Consider the following 17,094-nt stretch of genomic DNA (forward strand, 5'->3'; position numbering starts at 1 on the left):
TAGTGAATCTGATCGTCGTCCCGGTCGTGGGGCCGGGTAGCCGGCCCCGACGCCGCGAACGGGCCGGAGGTGTAGTGAGCGAAGCGGCGGGGCCGGCGTGGCCGGCCCCGCGCCGCCGGAGGCGGCGCCTTGATTCTCTAGAGACCAACTCGGCAGTACCGTTGTGTCGTCGGACACTCAACAGATCGGATTCCTCGCTTGTCGATCAAGCCCCCTCCGGACGACTTCACCTTCGGCGACGCACGCGACTCTGTTAGAGATCGAGCCATTGCGGCGGGTATAGAGTGGTGGTTGGAAGATTGGTCCAGCTCAGATGAGGACCCTGATCCGTTCCTGCTAGGCCTGGCACTCCCAAATGGAAACCGCAAGCGTCGGATATCTCTTGATGGAGACGACGCTCGAAAGCTCGCTAAAGTGCGCTTCGAGAATTTCGTTGTCGTGGGAGACTACAGGGCGATCCTTGACACCGAATCCAATTCTGTGGAAGTACTTCTGGAGGGTGCTCGCGGGCGCGGAGTCGGGGTGCGCACGATCCTAGGGCTTCCCGGATCCGAGGTGTACCGGCGCATCCAAGATTCAGGCCAGCTCGAGAAGCTTCCAGGCGGGCTCGACGATGTCGAGCCCGCCGGCTCAATGTCGGCGCTGTCACGCGTACGCCGCGGGCATGAGTTCACATGGAGACTGCCCTTCTCCGAATTGCCAGACGGTCTTGCCATCGAGATATCGCCAGCGAGCGATTCCTTCTTAGCAATAGCAGGATCGAACGCCTCCGGTATTCGGCGATCCTCGCAGCCGACCCTCAAGATATCGACCACCGAGCTCAATTCTCACGATTCAGCGCTAGGCATCATGGAGGATTACGCGAGCAGCATCCTCTTTGATCTTGATACTCGCTTTGAGCTTCCTCTGAGCATGGAGCGGATTCGATGGCTTTCGACTCCGCTGCAGCCCTACCGCGATTTTCGCTCCGAACATGCGGTCCGCTTTCCGGCTTGCCGCTACTCCAGTGAGGCTACAACCCTATACTTTTACGCTAGAGCGGCAACAACAATGCCACTATTGCAGTATCTTTCGTACTACCAATCGATCGAAAACCACTTCGCGAGGTTCTTTGAGGCGGCAACAACCCAGCGAATTAGAAACCAGCTGAAAGATCCACGGTTCGATGTCAGTTCAGACGCCGCTATCAAGCGTCTTATCGCAACAGCTTCGCGCGGCGGTCGCGGATCGGCTTCAGAGCGCGACCAACTAAAGGCCACCGTTCATGGAAGCGTTGAGGTTGACGAGATTGTCGACTTTCTCGAGATAGACGCGGAGCGCAAGGCCGCACTTACGCGCAAGGGGGAAATCGAGGGCGCACCTTGGATCGGCAAGGCACGCGACTCACTTCTGGACCAGCTAAGCGAGAGAATCTACTATATTCGCTGCCGCATTGTTCACAGTAAGGAAGATGCGAGCGACGTGCACGCGGCTCCCCTAATGCCCTACTCACGTGAGTCCTCGAAACTCTCGCATGACCTCGAACTCATAGAATTTGTTGCGCGTAGGGTAATTATTGCTGGCGCAACTCCACGATAATCAGCCCTATTGAGGCGCACCTTCTGTAACCGCGAGGATCCACTCTAGGTAATCTTGGCTGCCATCTAAAATTGGGCGAGCACTAACGCTCGGAACCTCATACGGGTGCTCGTCCTTTACTCTTTGAACAATGGTGGCAACCAAACTAAACCGGGTATGCAGAGCTGCTCGGCCCTCAATACGGTTATGGACTCTGCCATCCCAGTGGTAGCACGAACGCACAGGTGTGAAGTTGTGGACGTTCGACGCGAGCCTTGCAGCAACGAGGCCGCAAGTGAACTCTAGAAGCCAATCTGGGTCAGGCGCAGTAATCACGAGTTCGCAAAGATCGAAATTACTTCGATCGACCACCTATACCTCCCTGTCGACTAGCTTACTCATTACCCGTTCGCTGTCCTCTCGGCCGCGCCCCACGCTCGCCCATCCCGTCATAATCTGGTCGTCGTAGCCAAGACCAACCCACCGACCGGTGAATTCGATCCCGTGCGGGTGCATGACGAGGAACATAGTTCCTTTCGAACGTACAGCGCCATCGGCTGCGGCATACCAGCCAGTGAGAATTTGGTTATCCCATAGGCGCAACTCGCCCGACCACAGGTATCCACCTTCGGCCTGGCTAAGCCCACGCTGCAATGCGGCGATGTGCACGAGGTCGCCCTCCTGGCGCATGTGCACCGGCTGAGTAGCGATCTTCTCCGCGCCGTCGCGGGTTGTCTGCCAGGACGACCACCAGTCCCCGGTCAGCGAGACCCGACCGGGCGCGCGGCCGGCCAGCTCGCTCACCGACACCCCGAGCGCGTCCGCGATGGTCAGCGCCACGGACAGCAGCGGCTGCTGCTCCCCCGCCTCGTAGCGGCGAATCTGCCGGGTGTCGACGCCGGCCACCCGCGCCAGATCAGCCTGCGACATGCCGAGATCCGCTCGACGCCTCCGGATCACTTCGCCCATTTCCACGCACCCCATCGTCGTAGGACTTCCTAGTCCTTGACAACCGGACTAGTTCGCCTCACTGTAGGACTTGTTAGTCCGCAACAGGGGCGGGCAAGTCCGCTCCGTCGGTCTGGCCTCGGCACACCCGACCGTGTCGCCGAGCAACCCGAGGAGGGCGCCAGTCATGGCGATCAAGAACAAGTTCCCCGTCGCGATGGGCGACGTGTTCCCCCACGGCGCGTTCGTGGTGTCCGAGGTCGAGCCGGTCCGGGACTTCGACAAGTCCTCCCCCGGCCGCCCGGTCCAGCAGACCGACAAGGAGTCCGGGCTGCCGGTGTGGTCGGTCTCGGTCCTCGACGCCGACCCCGAGGCCCGCCGCACCGACAAGACGGTCACGGTGAAGATCGCGGCACCGCACCAGCCGGTCCCGCCCGAGGCCGCCGCCGGGCTGCCGTTCCGCCCGGTCGAGTTCGACGGCCTCACCGTCACCCCGTACGTGCAGGAGACCGGGGGCCGGCCCCGCGTCGCGTACAGCTTCCGCGCCGCCGGGATGCGTGCTCCCGCCGGTCACGGCAACCGACCGGCGCCGGGCAAGAACCAGGACGCGGCCTGAGCTGCCACTCAGCCGCCGCTCAACCAGGTGGAGGGAAGCCCGTGCCTAGCGGGCTCCCCTCCGATCTTCCTCGCCCCTCGTAGCCCTGCCAGGCACTGAGACTCGGAAGGACACCGAGCGTAGATGACCTCGCACACCTCTCTACCCCGTCATGCCCTGACCACGACCGACCCCACCGACGCCCAGGTCGTGCCGGTGGCCCGGCTCGTCGAGGCCGGCCTCCGCCGCACCAGCCGCGCGATCCGCGACGCCGCACGACCTCCGACCGGGGACCTGCTCGCCCACGCAACCCGCGCCCGACGGCTCGCCGAGCTCCACACCCGCCGCGCCCGCTGGTGGGCCGTCCTGGAACGCGACACCGCCACCAACGGCGTCCCCGTCATCTACGTCGAGGCCGTCGTCACCGCTGTCCTCGACAACGAGCGCCAGGCCCGCTACTGGACCGACACCGCGGACGACTGGCAGGCCCTCGCCGACGGCCGTCCCACCTCCGACGTCGCCGGGGCCATGTCCAACTGGGCCGACCTCGGCCTCACCGACCCCGCCGCGCCCGGACTCCCGGACACCTCGGCGGTGGCCCGATGAGCGCCCCAAGCGGAGGCCGGCCGGTGCTGCGGCTCGTCCCGATCACCGATCCCATCGCCGCAACAACCGATGTCCGCTGGCGGGACGACGCCGCGTGCGCCGGGCTGGACACCGAGCTGTTCTTCCCCGTCGACGACCGCGCAGCCTCGGTGGAGACACCGCGCCGGGTCTGCCGGGGCTGCCCGGTGCGCGTCGCCTGCCTCGCCGATGCGCTGGCCACGGAGGACCCGGCCCGACGGTTCGGGATCGTCGGCGGCACCACTCCCGGTGAGCGCCGGACCCTGCATCGCGCCGGGCTCACCCTCTCGGTCTCGACCGTCGGGGGTGATGTCGCGTGAGCGCCACGCCCGCCCCGCGTCCGCCTCGCTGCGAGGTGTGCCGGACCCCGCTGCACGAGCGGCCGGACCCGCGACGTCGTCGGTGCGCTGATCACCTGGACCAGCTCGTGTTGGTGCCGCTGTCCAGCGTCCGCCCGGCTCGTCGGAAGGGAGGCCGTCGATGACCCCGACCGGAACGCTCGTCCTGCTCGGTGCGGGTACGGCGGTGCTGCTGTTCCTGCTGCATCAGCTCGGCCAGTTCCTCGGCCGGATCCTGGAAGCGCTCGCCGCGGTGGCGGTGGTGTTCGTGACGTTGTGGCTGGTCTGCAAGGGCACCGCGGTCGCCGTGGTGTGGCTGGTCCGGCACTGGCGCACCACGCTGACCGCCGCCGGTGTGGGTGCGTGGTGCTGGCTGCTCGGCTGGCCCTCGCTCGTGCTCACCGTCGCGGCGGCCGGCCTCGGGCTGGGGTTGTGGCGGCTGGCATCGGTGCCGTCGTTCGACCGGCTGGCCGGGCGTCGTCTGCGGGCGTGGTGGCTGCGCTGGACGCTGTACGCGCCTCGGCTGCCGCGCTGGATGCGGGCGTGTCAGCTGACGGTCCCGGACCCGGGCACGCCGGTGGTGGTGCAGGTGAACCCGCTGGCCCGGACGTCGACGGCGCCTCGGCAGCGGCCTCGTCGTGACCAGATTCCGCGGGTGCTCGGGGTGCGGTCGGGTCCGTCGTGGGACGAGGTGCGGGTCCGACTGGTGCCGGGGCAGACCCCGGAGGCGTTCGACCAGGCCGCGCGGGCGCTGGCCGTGGCTCGTGGGGTGGCGCGCTGTCAGGTGCGGGAGCTGGCGCCAAACGTGGTGTCGATCGACTTCCAGCGTCGCAACCTGCTGGCCGGGGTGACCTCGGCCCCGGCGGTGGAGCACTCGGCCGGTGTCGACGGGGCCTCGGTGGATCTGCGCCGGGTGTGGTCGGGGCGGACCGAGTACGGCACCGACTGGCACCAGTCGCTCATCGGCGGTCACACGCTGGTCGCCGGCGCGACGGGGGCGGGCAAGGGCTCGCTGATGTGGGCGCCGCTGCTGTCGATCGCTCCGGCGATCCGGGACGGCCTGGTGCGGGTGAACGGGATCGACCCGAAGGGCATGGAGCTGGCCTACGGCCGCCGGCTGTTCCACCGCTACGCCGTGACCAGCCGCGACACCCTGGACATGCTCGACGAGCTCGTCGACTCGATGGAGGCCCGCAAGCGCGAGCACGCCGGGTCGGTCCGCACGGTCCCGGTCACCTGGGAGACACCGCTCGAACTGGTCGAGTTCGACGAGATCGGGGCCCTGATCCGCTACGTCGGGGACCGCAAGACCCGGGAGGCGATCACCGAGCGGATCGCGCTGCTGACCACGCAGGGCCGCGCGCTGGGCTTCACCGTGCGCGGATACGTGCAGGAGCCGACGAAGGACACCGTCCCGGTCCGGGAGCTGTTCCCGCGACGGGTGTGCCTGCGGGTGGCGTCCAGGTCCCACGTCGGGATGGTGCTGGGCGAACACGCCTACGACCGGGGTGCGTGGGCGAACCGGATCGGGGAGTCGGAGGCCGGCGTCGGCTACCTGTTCGGCGAGGGCATCCGCGAGCCGCTGCGTGTGCGGGCGGGATGGGTGTCGGACGAGGCGATCAAGGCCCTGGAGGGCTTCGTCACCGGCGCCGTGCCGCGGACCACCGCCGCGCCGGTGCTGACGCTGCCCTCCCTCGCCGGGCACCAGGCCGGAGGTGCCGCGTGACTGCCCCGGAGAGCCCCACCGTCCCGATCGACCAGGACAAGCTCACCCGCGCCCAGAAGGCCATGCTGGCGCTGTCCAACGAGGTCGCCACGCAGCTCGCCGAGGACCACGGCGTCTGCGTCCGCCCCCTCGCCATGCGGCGGATCGACCAGAGCAGCGGCCGGGTCGACGTCGTCCCGGTGCCGTGCGGGTCGACGCGGGAGGACCAGTGCCGCCTATGTGCGGAGAAGGCCCGACGGCTGCGGATGGTCCAGTGCCGGGAGGGCTGGCACCTCGAGGACGAACCGATCGCCAAGCCTGCTGACCCGTCCGCGGCGCAGAAGGAGCTGATGACGGTGCGGGCGGACCTGCACGCCGCCTACACCGACGCCCGCGCCAAGGGCGACGAGGAGGAGTGCGAGGAGATCCGCGAGACGGTCGCCGAGGTGGACCAGGAGCTGCGCGCGCTCGGTGTCCGTGGCCGCCTGGCCCCGCTCGACCCGACACCGCAGACCGTGCGGCGCTCCACCCGGCGTCGGCAGGACGCACCGAACCTGCCCCGCCGGCCGGTGGAGGACCGCACCCTGGGCCGGGTGTTCGGCGGGAAGTACCGGCCCTCGACCTTCCTCACCCTGACCCTGGACACCTATGGGCGGGTGGACAAGCACGGGGCCGCGCTCGATCCGGACAGCTATGACTACCGCCGGGCCGCGCGGGATGCGATCCACTTCCCCAAGCTGCTCGATCGGTTCTGGCAGAACACCCGCCGGTGTGTGGGCTGGGACGTGCAGTACTTCGGGACCGTGGAGCCGCAGAAGCGCGGGGCACCGCACTTCCACGCCGCCATCCGCGGCACCATCCCCCGCACTGAACTACGGGCGATCACCGCTGCGACCTACCACCAGGTGTGGTGGCCGGCCCACGACGAGATCGTCTACAGCGGGGACCGGCTCCCGCGGTGGGATAACCACCACAAGGCGTTCGTCGACCCCGACACCCGGGCGCCGCTGCCCACCTGGGACGAGGCCACCGACCCCGACGTCCTCGCGGCTCCGGCGCACACGGTGGTGTTCGGGCCCCAGGTCCACGTCAAGGGCATCCTCGGCGGTTCGGAGGAGGCCGGCCGCCACATCGGCTACCTGACGAAGTACCTCACCAAGTCCGTCGGGCAGGCCGCCGGCCTCGACGAGTCCGCGACGTCTCGCCAGCGGGAGCACGCCCGCCGACTGGCCGCCGAGCTGGCCGTCACGCCGTGCTCGCCGCGCTGCCCGATCTGGCTGCTCTACGGCATCGAGCCCAAGGGCGCCCGGCCCGGAACGACGCCAGGGCATTGCAAGGGCAAAGCGCACAAGCCCGAACACCTCGGCATCGCCGGGCGCCGGGTGCTGGTCTCCCGGAAGTGGTCCAACAAGTCGCTGTCGGACCACCGGGCCGAGCGGACCGCGTTCGTTCGGCAACTGCTCGACCGGGCAGGGGTGCAGCCCGCCTACGCCGTCGACGACGGCCCGTTCACCTGGGAGACGACCAAGCCCGGGGACTCGGACGTGCCACCCCGCACGGTGCTGCTGCTCCATGCGATCAACCAACGCTCCCGATGGCGCGCGGACTACGACGCCGCCGTCCTGGCGACCAGCGATGCCCCGCCCGACCGTCCGGCAACTCGTGATCACGCGGCCTGACAGGAGACCCGACATGGACAACATGCAGCTCATCGCGCCGTTGTGGACGGTGCAGGACGTCTCGGAGTACCTGCGGGTGCCGGTGCAGACGCTCTACTCGTGGCGTCAGACCGGCTACGGGCCGCCGTGCCGCCGGGTGGGCAAGCACCTGCGGTACCGGCCGACCGACGTCGCCGCGTGGCTCGACGGCCTCGACGACGGGGTGGCGTGATGGCGCGCCCGCCGATGCCGCTCGGCAGCTACGGGGCCATCACCGCCTGGGAGGACAGCTCCGGGTGGGTCGCCAAGACCCGGTTCCGGGACTTCGACGGGGTGTCCCGCCAGGTGAAGCGGCGTGGCAGGTCCAAGGCCGCCGCCATCCGTGCGCTGCGCGCCGCGCTCGTGGACCGGCAGACCCCGGTGAAGGAGTCCGAGGTCGTGCCCGACACGCGGTTCGGCAAGGTCGCGGACCTGTGGCTCGCCGAGGTCGAGGAGGCTGTGGAGTCCGGGCGGCGCAGCCCCGGCACGCTCGACATCTACCGGTCGATCTACCGCCGCCACGTGCGGCCGGCCCTCGCCGACCTGCGGGTCCGGGAGATCACCACACCGGTCGTGGACCGGGCGCTCGGCGTCATCAAACAGCGCTCGTCCTCCCGGGCCCGTACGGCGAAGATCGTGATCTCGGGCGTCATGAAGCTCGCCGCCCGGCACGGCGCGATCGCCTACAACCCGGTCCGGGAGGTCGCCCGGATCGACTCCGAGCCCCGCCGGCCTCCGCGCTCGCTGACCGCGGCCGAACGCACGGCCTGGCTGGATGCGGTCGAGCAGAGCACGAAGGCACGGGACTGGGACCTGCCCGACCTGACCCGGATGATGCTGGCGACCGGGGTCCGGATCGGTGAGGCCCTGGCGGTCGGCTGGTCGGAGGTCGACCTCGACGAGGGTGTCGTGGACGTCCGCTGGCGCCTGGTCCGCCGTACCGGGGTCGGCCTGCTCCGGCTGCCCTCCACCAAGTCGGGCCGCAAGGGTGAGCGCCTGGTCCCCATCCCCTCGTGGGGGCTGACGATGTTGAAGCGCCGGCGCCTGGCGATCGGGCCGGGTGTGGAGGCGGTGTTCCCGGACTCCCTGGGCGGCTGGCGCGACCCCGCGAACGTCCGCCGGGTCTGGCGCCAAGTGCGCGACGACGCCGAGCTGGACGGGCTCGTGAGCCACACGCTGCGTAAGACCGTCGCGAGCTTCCTGGACGACGCGAACGTGACTGTCCGGAAGATCAGTGACCAGCTGGGCCACTCCAAGATCAGCATGACGCAGGACCGCTACCTCGGGCGCAGGCTCACCGACCGTGAGACGGCCGAGGTCCTGGAGGGCATGTTCGACAGCGACGGGGACGGGGACGGGTAAGTGGTCCCAAAGTGGTACTGCGATCTTGGGGAGATGATCAGTGCGACGCTGTGACCTGGTGATTGTGTGGGCCCCCGGGGGATCGAACCCCGAACCCGCGGATTAAAAGTCCGCTGCTCTGCCGATTGAGCTAGAGGCCCCTGACCGCCCCCGGACACCCCGGGCCCGGTCCGCCACCGGTTACCCCCGGCCGGTCGTGGCGAACCGGACGCCACCTTACCGTCCGCAACCGGGCATCTCGTCGTCGCGACACCATCACCGTGTCGGGTGTCGCTCACCGCGGCGCCCCCACCGGACGACCGGATCCGCTGTCGCGGAGCGGTTCCCGGGCGGGGCGGGCGGCGTCGCGGGCACGTGCGGGCCGCGGGGCCGCCTGCGGGGAGGTACGGGGACCGGGCGTGACCGCCACACGAACCGGTGGAACCTGCCTCGATGTCCGTTCTCGCAGTGCCCACCCCGGCCCGACGAACGATCATCGTCGGCATGATTGACGTACGCTCCGTAGCCTCGATCGCCCTGCTCGGCGCCGCTGCGCTCGTCCTCACCGCCTGCGGCGGCAGCGGCGGCGACGAGCAGCCGCAGAGCGCCGCGACGCGGGTCTCCGCGACGTTCGCCCAGAGCGGCGAGGGACCCGCCCACACCTACGACGCCGCGCTGGTCCCGGCCGGCTCGACCGTCGAGGTCACCAGCGCGGAGCAGGACGGCTCGACCGTCACCGTCCTGAAGGTGACCGGTCTGCAGCCGAACCGCACCTACGGGGCGCACGCGCACACGAAGCCCTGCACCGCGGCCTCCGGCGCCGACGCGGGCCCGCACTACCAGTTCTCCGAGGACCCGGTGACACCGAGCGTCGACCCGTCCTACGCCAACCCGATGAACGAGATCTGGCTCGACGTCACCACCGACGCGAACGGCGCGGGCGAGTCGACCGCGACCGTCCCGTGGGTCTTCCCGGACGACCGGCGCGCGGAGTCCGTCGTCCTCCACGAGAAGCCGACCGCCACCCACGCCGGGCACGCCGGCACCGCGGGCGGACGCCCCGGCTGCGTCACCGTCGACTTCTGACCGACGCCCAGGTCGGCGCCGCGACGCGGGCCTGGGACACTGGTGGGCGTGACCGTGTTGGACAGCGTCCGCGACGCGCGGACGGACACCCCCGCCCGCCGTGACCGCGTGCTGCCGCCGTTGCGCATCGGCCCGTTCGAGGTCGACACCCCCGTGGTGCTCGCGCCGATGGCCGGCATCACCAACCCCGGGTTCCGCCGCCTGTGCCGTGAGCAGGGCGCCGGCTACTACGTCTGCGAGATGATCACCGCTCGCGGGCTGGTCGAGAAGAACCCGCTGACGTTCCGCATGATCGCCTTCGACGCGGACGAGCACCCCCGCTCGATGCAGCTCTACGGCGTCGACCCGGTGTCGATGCAGCGGGCCGCGGAGATGATCGTCGAGCGCGACCTGGCCGACCACATCGACATGAACTTCGGCTGCCCGGTCCCGAAGGTCACCCGTCGTGGTGGCGGGGCGGCGCTGCCGTTCAAGCGGGAGCTGTTCCGCCGGATCGTGCGGGCCGCGGTCACGGGCGCCGGGGACCGCCCGGTCACCGTGAAGATGCGCATCGGCATCGACGACGAGCACCACACCCACCTCGAGGCCGCGCGGATCGCCGTCGACGAGGGCGCCGTCGCCGTCGCGCTGCACGCCCGCACCGCCGCCCAGCGCTACTCCGGCACCGCGGACTGGGACGAGATCGCCCGGCTGCGCGACGCCGTCCCGTCCCACGTCCCGGTGCTGGGCAACGGCGACATCTTCTCCGCGCAGGACGCCCTGGACATGGTCGCCCGGACCGGGTGCGACGGCGTCGTGGTCGGCCGGGGCTGCCTGGGCCGCCCCTGGCTGTTCGGGGACCTGGAGGCGGCGTTCGCCGGGCGCGAGCTGCCGGCCGCCCCGAGCCTCGGTCAGGTCGCCGCGACGCTGCGCCGGCACGCCGTGCTGCTGTGCGAGCACATGGGCGACCACAAGGGCATCCGCGACGTGCGCAAGCACATCGCCTGGTACCTCAAGGGCTTCCCGGTCGGCCCGGAGCTGCGGCGCAGCCTGGGGATGGTGGAGTCGATCGACCACCTCGACGAGCTGCTGTCCGGGCTGGACCCGGACGAGCCGTTCCCGGCCGACGCCGACGGTCCGCGCGGGCGCCAGGGCTCCCCCGGTCGCGTCGTGCTGCCCGAGCACTGGCTCGACGACCCGGACGACCCGTCGATCCCCTTCGGGGCGGACGTGGAGCACTCCGGAGGTTGATCACGGCGACCCCGGGGCGAACACGCGTTACCCCGACCCGGGGGAACCAGGGCGCCGAACGGGTGCCGACGCCCCGTACGCCTCAAGCGTCCCGGGGGTGTCACCGATGAACAGTCCCAGTGGCCGAACGGCTCGACGACGGGGAGGTGGACCATGACCGACACCGCATGGACGGTGCGCAGGCTCGTGCGGTCCGCACGCCGACTCGACCCGTCGCCGCCCGCTCCCGGAACCGACACGCCGGGCGACGACGTCGCCCCCGCCTCCCCCGCGGCCCGCGCGGCCCTGCACACCGCGGCCGCCGAGCGGCTCGCGGAGCACCGTCGCTACGAGCAGGCCTACCTGCACCTGCGCGAGGCCGTCCGGCTCCTGCACGGCCTCCACGCGCCCAGCCCCGCCGACGAGCTCGACCGGCTCCGCCGCGAGCACGCCGAGGCCCGCGAGCAGAGCCGCCGCGACAGCCTGACGGCGTCGTACAACCGCCGGTACCTCGACGAGCGGCTGATCGACCTGCTCGCCGCGGGCACGGACCTGCCGGTCTGCCTGGCGCTCGCCGACATCGACCACTTCAAGCTGGTCAACGACACCCACGGGCACCCCTTCGGGGACCGGGTCCTGCAGCGGATGGTGCTGGAGCTGGGCCGGGCCCTGCCGCCCGGGGCGTTCTGCGCCCGCTACGGCGGCGAGGAGTTCGCGCTGGTGCTGCCCGGACTGACGGCCGAGGAGGGCGTCGCGGCCTGCGAGACCGCCCGGGAGAGCGTGGCCGCGCACGACTGGAGCGACCTGCACCCCGACCTGCGGATGACGATCAGCATCGGCGTGGCCCGGTCCCGTCCCGGCGACGACGACGTCGAGGCCCTCGTCACCGAGGCCGACGTGCTCCTCTACACGGCCAAGCAGGCGGGCCGGAACGCCGTCGCCCACCGCGACGCCGACGGCCGGGTGAGCCTCGCCGGCGCGGCATCCGGACGCCGGTCGATCCCCCAACCGGAGCAGGGTGCGTCGCGCCCCGCGCCACCCGCGCCGAACCGGGCCGAATAAGATCCTCGGTGCGGTCCCCGCGACCGCACGATCCCGGAAGGGCGCGCTCCCCCGACGTCGCGCCCGTCACGCGCTTCCGCTCCGGCGGTCGCGACGAGGAGGCCCGGTGCAGGACGGCGACGACGAGGTGCGCCGGTCCCGGCGTACGCGTCGGCGCCCGGACGACGCGGGCCCGCCCGCGCCCCCCGCACCGCAGGGCCCTCCCGGGGCGCAGGTCCCGCCGCCCGGAGCGCACCCGTCGGGCCCGCACGGGCGCGCCGGCGCACATCCGTCCGGGCCGCAGCCCCGTCCCGCCTCCGGGACCCACCCCTCCGGGCCGCAGCCGCGCCCCGCCACCGGAACCCGGCCCGCGGGGCCGCAGCCGTCGCAGCCGCGGGTCGCCGACGTCCCGCCGCCGGGACCGGTCCCCCGACCGGTGTGCGTCGCGTGCGCGGCGGACCCGTGCCCCGCCGTCCCGGTGAGCCGCCGGCGCCGCAGCGTCCACGCCCGCGCGACGGTGCCCCGTCGCGGACCACCCCGGTGCCGCCCGCAGGGGCCACCACCCGTCCGGGGCCACCCGGTGGCCCCGGTGCACGGCCCGCCCACTCCCCCGTGGAGGACCCGGCGAGCGCGCGCGCCGTCGGCCCGGCCGCCGGACCCGCCCGGGACACAGGGAACACCCGGGATCCGGGCGACGCCGACGACACCGGGGCCACCCGGAGCGGCCGGACCGACGACGCGGCGGAGACCGGACGGACCGGGGCAGGTGCCGCGGCGCCGCGGCCCGCCCGCCGCGGCGCCGCGGACTCGCGCGTCACCGAGGTCTTCGACGCGCTGGTGCCGCGCCGCCGTCGTCGCCGCTACCGGGACGACCCGCCCGTCGAGGACACCTCCACGGCGCAGGAGCCCACGCCGGAGGCGGACGCTCCCGGGGGCGCGGAGCCGGCACCGGCCGGGACCCCGCCACCGGCCCGGCTCGACCCCCGCGCCCGCGCGCTGCGGATCGGCGCGGCGGCGGCCGCGGTGCTCGTCCTGGTCACCACCGCCTACGGGTTCGCCGGGCGCAGCGAGGTGCACGACGGCGTCCGCGACGTCGCCGCCCTCGCCCGGGACAGCGACGCGATCCTCGACGCCGACGTCCAGGCCGGCGACCGCAACGTCCTGGTGCTGGGCCTGCAGGCCGACCGCGCGGGCACCGCGGAGTCCGCGCGCACCGACACAGCGGTGCTGGTCCACCGGCCCGCGGGCGGCGGCCCGGCCGTCACCCTGTCGATCCCCGCGACGCTGGAGGTGTCCCGGCCGCCGTGCCGGCGCTTCGACGCCGCCACCGGCACCTACGGCGACACCGTGCCCGCGGAGTCCCGCACCGCCTTCGCCACCGCCTACGACGTCGGCGGCCCGGCCTGCAGCGTCGGCGTCGTCCAGCAGCTGACCGGCATGCCGATGAGCGGCTTCGTCGCGCTCGACCTGGCCGGGACCCCGCAGCTGGTCGACGCCGTCGGCGGGATCGAGGTCTGCACCGAGCGTCCGGTCGTGGACCCGGTGCTCGGCCCGGTCGTGGAGGGGTCGGGCACCGTGGAGCTCGACGGGCCCACCGCGGTCCGGTTCGCCTCCGCCGCGGGCACCGCGGACAGCTCCCCGGCGAACCGGGTCCGGCGTCAGCAGCGTGTGCTCGCCGCAGCGCTCGGCGACGCGCTCTCGACCGCCTCGCTGCTGACCCCGGGTGCACCGGGCCGCTCCGCGGCCGGGGTGTCGTCGGCGCTGTCGGCGGACGGAGCCGACGCCGGCGAGATCCTCACCCTCGCCCGCGGCCTCGCCCGGTCCGGCGCCGCCGGCGACGCCGACACCCCGGTGTTCCTGTCCGCCCCGGTCACCGACACCCCGAACACGCGGGGCCAGCTGGAGCTGCGCCGCTCCGAGGCCCGCACCCTGTTCTCCGCGCTGCGCGAGCACGAGCCGCTGCCCGAGAGCGCGACCGCGCCGGCCTCCCGGTCCGCGGCCGCCCCGGCGCCGGGCACCGTCGTGAACCTGGTCGACGCGACCGGACGTCCCGGTGCGGCCGACCGGATCGCCGCGGACCTGCGCGAACGCGGCTACGAGATCGGCACCGTCACGCCCGGTCCGCCCGCGCCCGGCGCGCAGGTCCGCTACTCCCCCGACAACACCGACGCCGCGGGCACGCTCGTGGAGGCGCTGCCCGGCGCGCGGCCCGTCCCGGACCCGACCGGGAGCCGGGTGCTGGAGCTGGTCGTCGGGGCAGGCGACGCGGCCCCGGTGCAGGCCGTACCCTCCGACGACACCGACTGCGACTGAATCGCCCGTACCCCCCGAACGGGGGATGTCGTCCAGCGTTCACGGCGGGTTCACCCGCTGCAGCTGAACCTTCCCGTCCGGGGGCCTAGGCTCGGGACATGCGCGACACCTATCAGGAGCAGCTGGACGAGCTGGCCTCCGGCCTGGCAGACATGTGCGACGACGTCGCACGTGCCATGGCGCGCGCCACGACAGCGCTGCTCGAGGCCGACCTCCAGCTCGCCGAGCAGGTCATCTCCGAGGACATCAAGATCGACGATGTCCGTGCCGCCGCGGAGCACCGGGCCTTCGGCCTGCTCGCCCTGCAGGCGCCGGTCGCGACCGACCTGCGGGTCGTCGTCGCCGCGATCCACGGTGCGGGCGACATCGAGCGCATGGGCGACCTCGCCCTGCACGTCGCCCAGGCCGCCCGTCGCCGGCACCCGCAGACCGTGCTGCCCGACGAGGTGAAGTCGTACTTCGCCGAGATGGGCCGGGTCGGTGTGGAGCTCGCGGAGAAGGCCGGTCGGGTCATCCGGACCCGTGACCTGGACGCGGCGAACGAGCTCGAGGCGGACGACGACGCCGTCGACGACATCCACCAGCACATGTTCACCGTGCTGATGGACCGCAACTGGACCCACGGGGTGTCCGCCGCGGTCGACGTCGCGCTGCTCGCGCGCTTCTACGAGCGGTACGCCGACCACGCCGTCGCCGTCGCTCGCCGGATCGTGTACGTCGTGACCGGTCAGATGCCCGGTCCGCTCGCTGTCTGAGAGCGCTGTTGCCCCGTTCGACGTAGTCGATACACCCCGCTCGGCGAACGGTCGACCGATCGAGTTTGACGGTGCGACGCCGGGGGCACGTCTGCGTCATGGAACACGCGGGCTGCGTCGTCACAGAGGTCGTCGGGACCTCGGACGAGAGCGTCGAGGCTGCGATCCGGGACGGCATGAGCCGGGCCGGACACGCCCTCGAGTGGTTCGAGGTGACCGGGGTCCGATCGACCGTCCTCGGCTCCACCGAGCGCTTCCGGGTCGGCCTGCGCGTCGGCCTGCGGGCCCGCGCCGCCTGACCCGGCGTTCACCGAGCGTTCACCGGTCCCGTGCCGTAGCCGTCATCGACTCCGATCTAAGGTCGTCGCCATGCGCAGGGAGACGCTCGACGACAACCTGACGCAGCTCCGGGCCATGCTCGACGAGATGGGCCCGCTCGTCGCCTCCGCGTTCCGCAACGCGTCCGAGGCGCTCCTGTGCCACCGCCCCCGGCTCGCCGAACAGGTCGTCTCCCGCGACCCCGTCATCGACGGCCATCGCGACGCGATCGAGCTGCTCGCCGTCGAGACCATGAACATCCACCAGCCGATGGTCGCGCCGCTGCGCTCGGTGATCACCGCCCTGCGGTGCGCCCAGCAGCTGGAGCGGATGGGTGATCTGGCCCGGCACGTCGCCGCCACCGTCGTCCGCAACGCGGACCGTGCGGTGCTCGCCGAGCAGGCCCGCCCGCTGTTCCGCGACTACGGGGCCCGGGTCGCGGCCATGGGCGACAAGGCCGTCGAGGCGCTCCGTACCCACAACGTCGTCCTCGCCGCCGAGCTGCGTGACGACGACGACGTCGTCGACGCCCTGCACCGCCAGGTCTTCGAGCTGATGTTCGGCCCGGACTGGACCGCGGGGGTGCCCGCCGCCGTCGACGCCGCGCTGCTGGCCCGCTTCCACGAGCGCTACGCCGACCACTGCGTGCACCTGGCCGACCACGTCGTCTACGCCGTCACCGGCGGCACCGTGGACGAGCTGCCCGCGCTCTGACCCCACCCGCGACGACGACGGCCCCGGCCCGCGTGCGGGGATCCGGGGCCGTCGTCGTGCTGCGGGGACTCAGCCGAAGCGACCGGACACGTAGTCCTCGGTCGCCTTCTGCTTCGGCTGGGAGAAGATCGTCTTGGTCTCGTCGAGCTCGACCAGCTTGCCGGGCTTGCCGGTGCCCTCGATGTTGAAGAAGCCGGTGAAGTCGCTGACCCGCGCCGCCTGCTGCATGTTGTGGGTCACGATGACGATCGTGTAGTCGTTCTTCAGCTCGTTGATCAGGTCCTCGATCGCGAGCGTGGAGATCGGGTCCAGGGCCGAGCAGGGCTCGTCCATCAGCAGGACGTCCGGGCGCACCGCGATCGCGCGGGCGATGCAGAGCCGCTGCTGCTGACCACCGGAGAGACCCGAACCGGGCTTGTCGAGCCGGTCCTTGACCTCGTTCCAGAGGTTGGCGCCGCGCAGCGACCGCTCGACGGTGTCGTCGAACTCGGACTTCGAGGCCTTCTTGTTGTTGAGCTTCATCCCGGCGATGACGTTGTCGTAGATCGACATCGTCGGGAACGGGTTGGGCCGCTGGAAGACCATGCCGATCTGGCGGCGGACGCCGACCGGGTCGACGTTCGCGCCGTAGAGGTCCTGGCCGTCGAGCTCGAGCCGGCCCTCGACGCGGGCGCCGGGGATGTTCTCGTGCATCCGGTTGATCGACCGCAGGAAGGTCGACTTGCCACAGCCGGACGGGCCGATCAGGGCCGTCACCGTCTTCGGCTTGATGGTCATGTTGACGCCCTCGACCGCGAGGAACGCCCCGTAGTAGATGTTCAGGTCCTTGGCTTCGACACTCTTGCCCATGTCG

At 71.5% G+C, this 17,094-nt stretch carries 18 protein-coding genes and 1 tRNA gene; 15 read left to right on the plus strand and 4 right to left on the minus strand.

All coding sequences use genetic code 11. The annotated features are described in order from the left end of the window. Positions 1–198 precede the first annotated feature (198 nt). A complete protein-coding gene (locus tag AC0GKK_RS13200; RefSeq protein WP_489883959.1) occupies positions 199–1,578 on the plus strand; it encodes a hypothetical protein in 1,380 nt (459 codons plus the stop codon). Between the two features lie 6 nt (positions 1,579–1,584). Here the strand turns inward: AC0GKK_RS13200 and cutA are convergent, their stop codons facing one another. Both cutA and AC0GKK_RS13210 read right to left on the minus strand, forming a co-directional pair. Continuing rightward, positions 1,585–1,929 carry a divalent-cation tolerance protein CutA gene (gene cutA / locus AC0GKK_RS13205; protein WP_489883960.1) on the minus strand — a complete coding sequence of 115 codons (345 nt, stop codon included), beginning with the start codon at positions 1,927–1,929 and terminating at the stop codon, positions 1,585–1,587. Beyond that, entirely contained in the window at positions 1,930–2,526 is a 597-nt protein-coding gene (locus AC0GKK_RS13210) for a helix-turn-helix transcriptional regulator (RefSeq protein ID WP_489883961.1), read from the minus strand. Between the two features lie 166 nt (positions 2,527–2,692). On the opposite strand from AC0GKK_RS13210, the gene AC0GKK_RS13215 reads away from it, so the two are divergent. The 7 genes from AC0GKK_RS13215 (at position 2,693) to AC0GKK_RS13245 (ending at position 8,826) form a co-directional block, all read left to right on the plus strand. Beyond that, positions 2,693–3,121, plus strand: coding sequence for a plasmid replication, integration and excision activator (locus AC0GKK_RS13215; RefSeq protein WP_489883962.1), 429 nt, complete (start codon positions 2,693–2,695; stop codon positions 3,119–3,121). Positions 3,122–3,244: 123 nt separating this feature from the next. Continuing rightward, positions 3,245–3,706, plus strand: coding sequence for a hypothetical protein (locus AC0GKK_RS13220; protein ID WP_489883963.1), 462 nt, complete (start codon positions 3,245–3,247; stop codon positions 3,704–3,706). Beyond that, the gene (locus AC0GKK_RS13225; protein WP_489883964.1) at positions 3,703–4,044 is read left to right on the plus strand and encodes a WhiB family transcriptional regulator; all 342 of its coding nucleotides are present in this window, start codon (positions 3,703–3,705) and stop codon (positions 4,042–4,044) included. The genes AC0GKK_RS13220 and AC0GKK_RS13225 overlap by 4 nt, the downstream gene beginning before the upstream one ends. Positions 4,045–4,204: 160 nt before the next feature. Further along, positions 4,205–5,788, plus strand: a complete 1,584-nt coding sequence (locus tag AC0GKK_RS13230) for an FtsK/SpoIIIE domain-containing protein (protein ID WP_489883965.1) — start codon at positions 4,205–4,207, stop codon at positions 5,786–5,788. Positions 5,789–5,850: 62 nt separating this feature from the next. After that, a complete protein-coding gene (locus AC0GKK_RS13235) occupies positions 5,851–7,446 on the plus strand; it encodes a replication initiator (RefSeq protein WP_489884020.1) in 1,596 nt (531 codons plus the stop codon). Positions 7,447–7,459: 13 nt separating this feature from the next. Next, complete coding sequence (locus AC0GKK_RS13240; protein WP_489883966.1) at positions 7,460–7,657, plus strand: helix-turn-helix domain-containing protein; 198 nt, start codon at positions 7,460–7,462, stop codon at positions 7,655–7,657. Further along, complete coding sequence (locus AC0GKK_RS13245) at positions 7,657–8,826, plus strand: tyrosine-type recombinase/integrase (protein ID WP_489883967.1); 1,170 nt, start codon at positions 7,657–7,659, stop codon at positions 8,824–8,826. Before AC0GKK_RS13240 ends, AC0GKK_RS13245 begins: the two co-directional genes overlap by 1 nt. Positions 8,827–8,893: 67 nt before the next feature. On the opposite strand, the gene AC0GKK_RS13250 is transcribed toward AC0GKK_RS13245, so the two are convergent. Further along, positions 8,894–8,966: transfer RNA gene (locus AC0GKK_RS13250), tRNA-Lys, on the minus strand. 343 nt (positions 8,967–9,309) lie between these two features. Between AC0GKK_RS13250 and AC0GKK_RS13255 the strand changes: the two genes are divergently transcribed. The 7 genes from AC0GKK_RS13255 to AC0GKK_RS13285 all read left to right on the plus strand — a co-directional run bounded on the left by AC0GKK_RS13255 (position 9,310) and on the right by AC0GKK_RS13285 (position 16,241). Then, positions 9,310–9,891, plus strand: coding sequence for a superoxide dismutase (locus AC0GKK_RS13255; protein WP_357438464.1), 582 nt, complete (start codon positions 9,310–9,312; stop codon positions 9,889–9,891). Between the two features lie 168 nt (positions 9,892–10,059). Continuing rightward, on the plus strand, positions 10,060–11,121 hold the full coding sequence (gene dusB, locus AC0GKK_RS13260; protein WP_489884021.1) for a tRNA dihydrouridine synthase DusB: 1,062 nt from the start codon (positions 10,060–10,062) through the stop codon (positions 11,119–11,121). A 153-nt stretch (positions 11,122–11,274) separates the two neighbouring features. Then, the gene (locus AC0GKK_RS13265) at positions 11,275–12,162 is read left to right on the plus strand and encodes a GGDEF domain-containing protein (RefSeq protein WP_489881734.1); all 888 of its coding nucleotides are present in this window, start codon (positions 11,275–11,277) and stop codon (positions 12,160–12,162) included. Positions 12,163–12,753: 591 nt separating this feature from the next. Then, positions 12,754–14,454 carry an LCP family protein gene (locus AC0GKK_RS13270; RefSeq protein WP_489881735.1) on the plus strand — a complete coding sequence of 567 codons (1,701 nt, stop codon included), beginning with the start codon at positions 12,754–12,756 and terminating at the stop codon, positions 14,452–14,454. Between the two features lie 98 nt (positions 14,455–14,552). Further along, on the plus strand, positions 14,553–15,209 hold the full coding sequence (gene phoU, locus AC0GKK_RS13275) for a phosphate signaling complex protein PhoU (RefSeq protein WP_062399711.1): 657 nt from the start codon (positions 14,553–14,555) through the stop codon (positions 15,207–15,209). A gap of 98 nt (positions 15,210–15,307) precedes the next feature. Beyond that, positions 15,308–15,508, plus strand: coding sequence for a dodecin domain-containing protein (locus tag AC0GKK_RS13280; RefSeq protein WP_100879374.1), 201 nt, complete (start codon positions 15,308–15,310; stop codon positions 15,506–15,508). A gap of 70 nt (positions 15,509–15,578) precedes the next feature. After that, positions 15,579–16,241, plus strand: a complete 663-nt coding sequence (locus AC0GKK_RS13285; RefSeq protein ID WP_357438471.1) for a phosphate signaling complex PhoU family protein — start codon at positions 15,579–15,581, stop codon at positions 16,239–16,241. 69 nt (positions 16,242–16,310) lie between these two features. Here the strand turns inward: AC0GKK_RS13285 and pstB are convergent, their stop codons facing one another. After that, a complete protein-coding gene (pstB, locus tag AC0GKK_RS13290) occupies positions 16,311–17,090 on the minus strand; it encodes a phosphate ABC transporter ATP-binding protein PstB (protein ID WP_073575851.1) in 780 nt (259 codons plus the stop codon). Between the last annotated feature and the right edge of the window lie 4 nt (positions 17,091–17,094).

This window comes from Pseudonocardia sp. P-1, assembly GCF_058111925.1.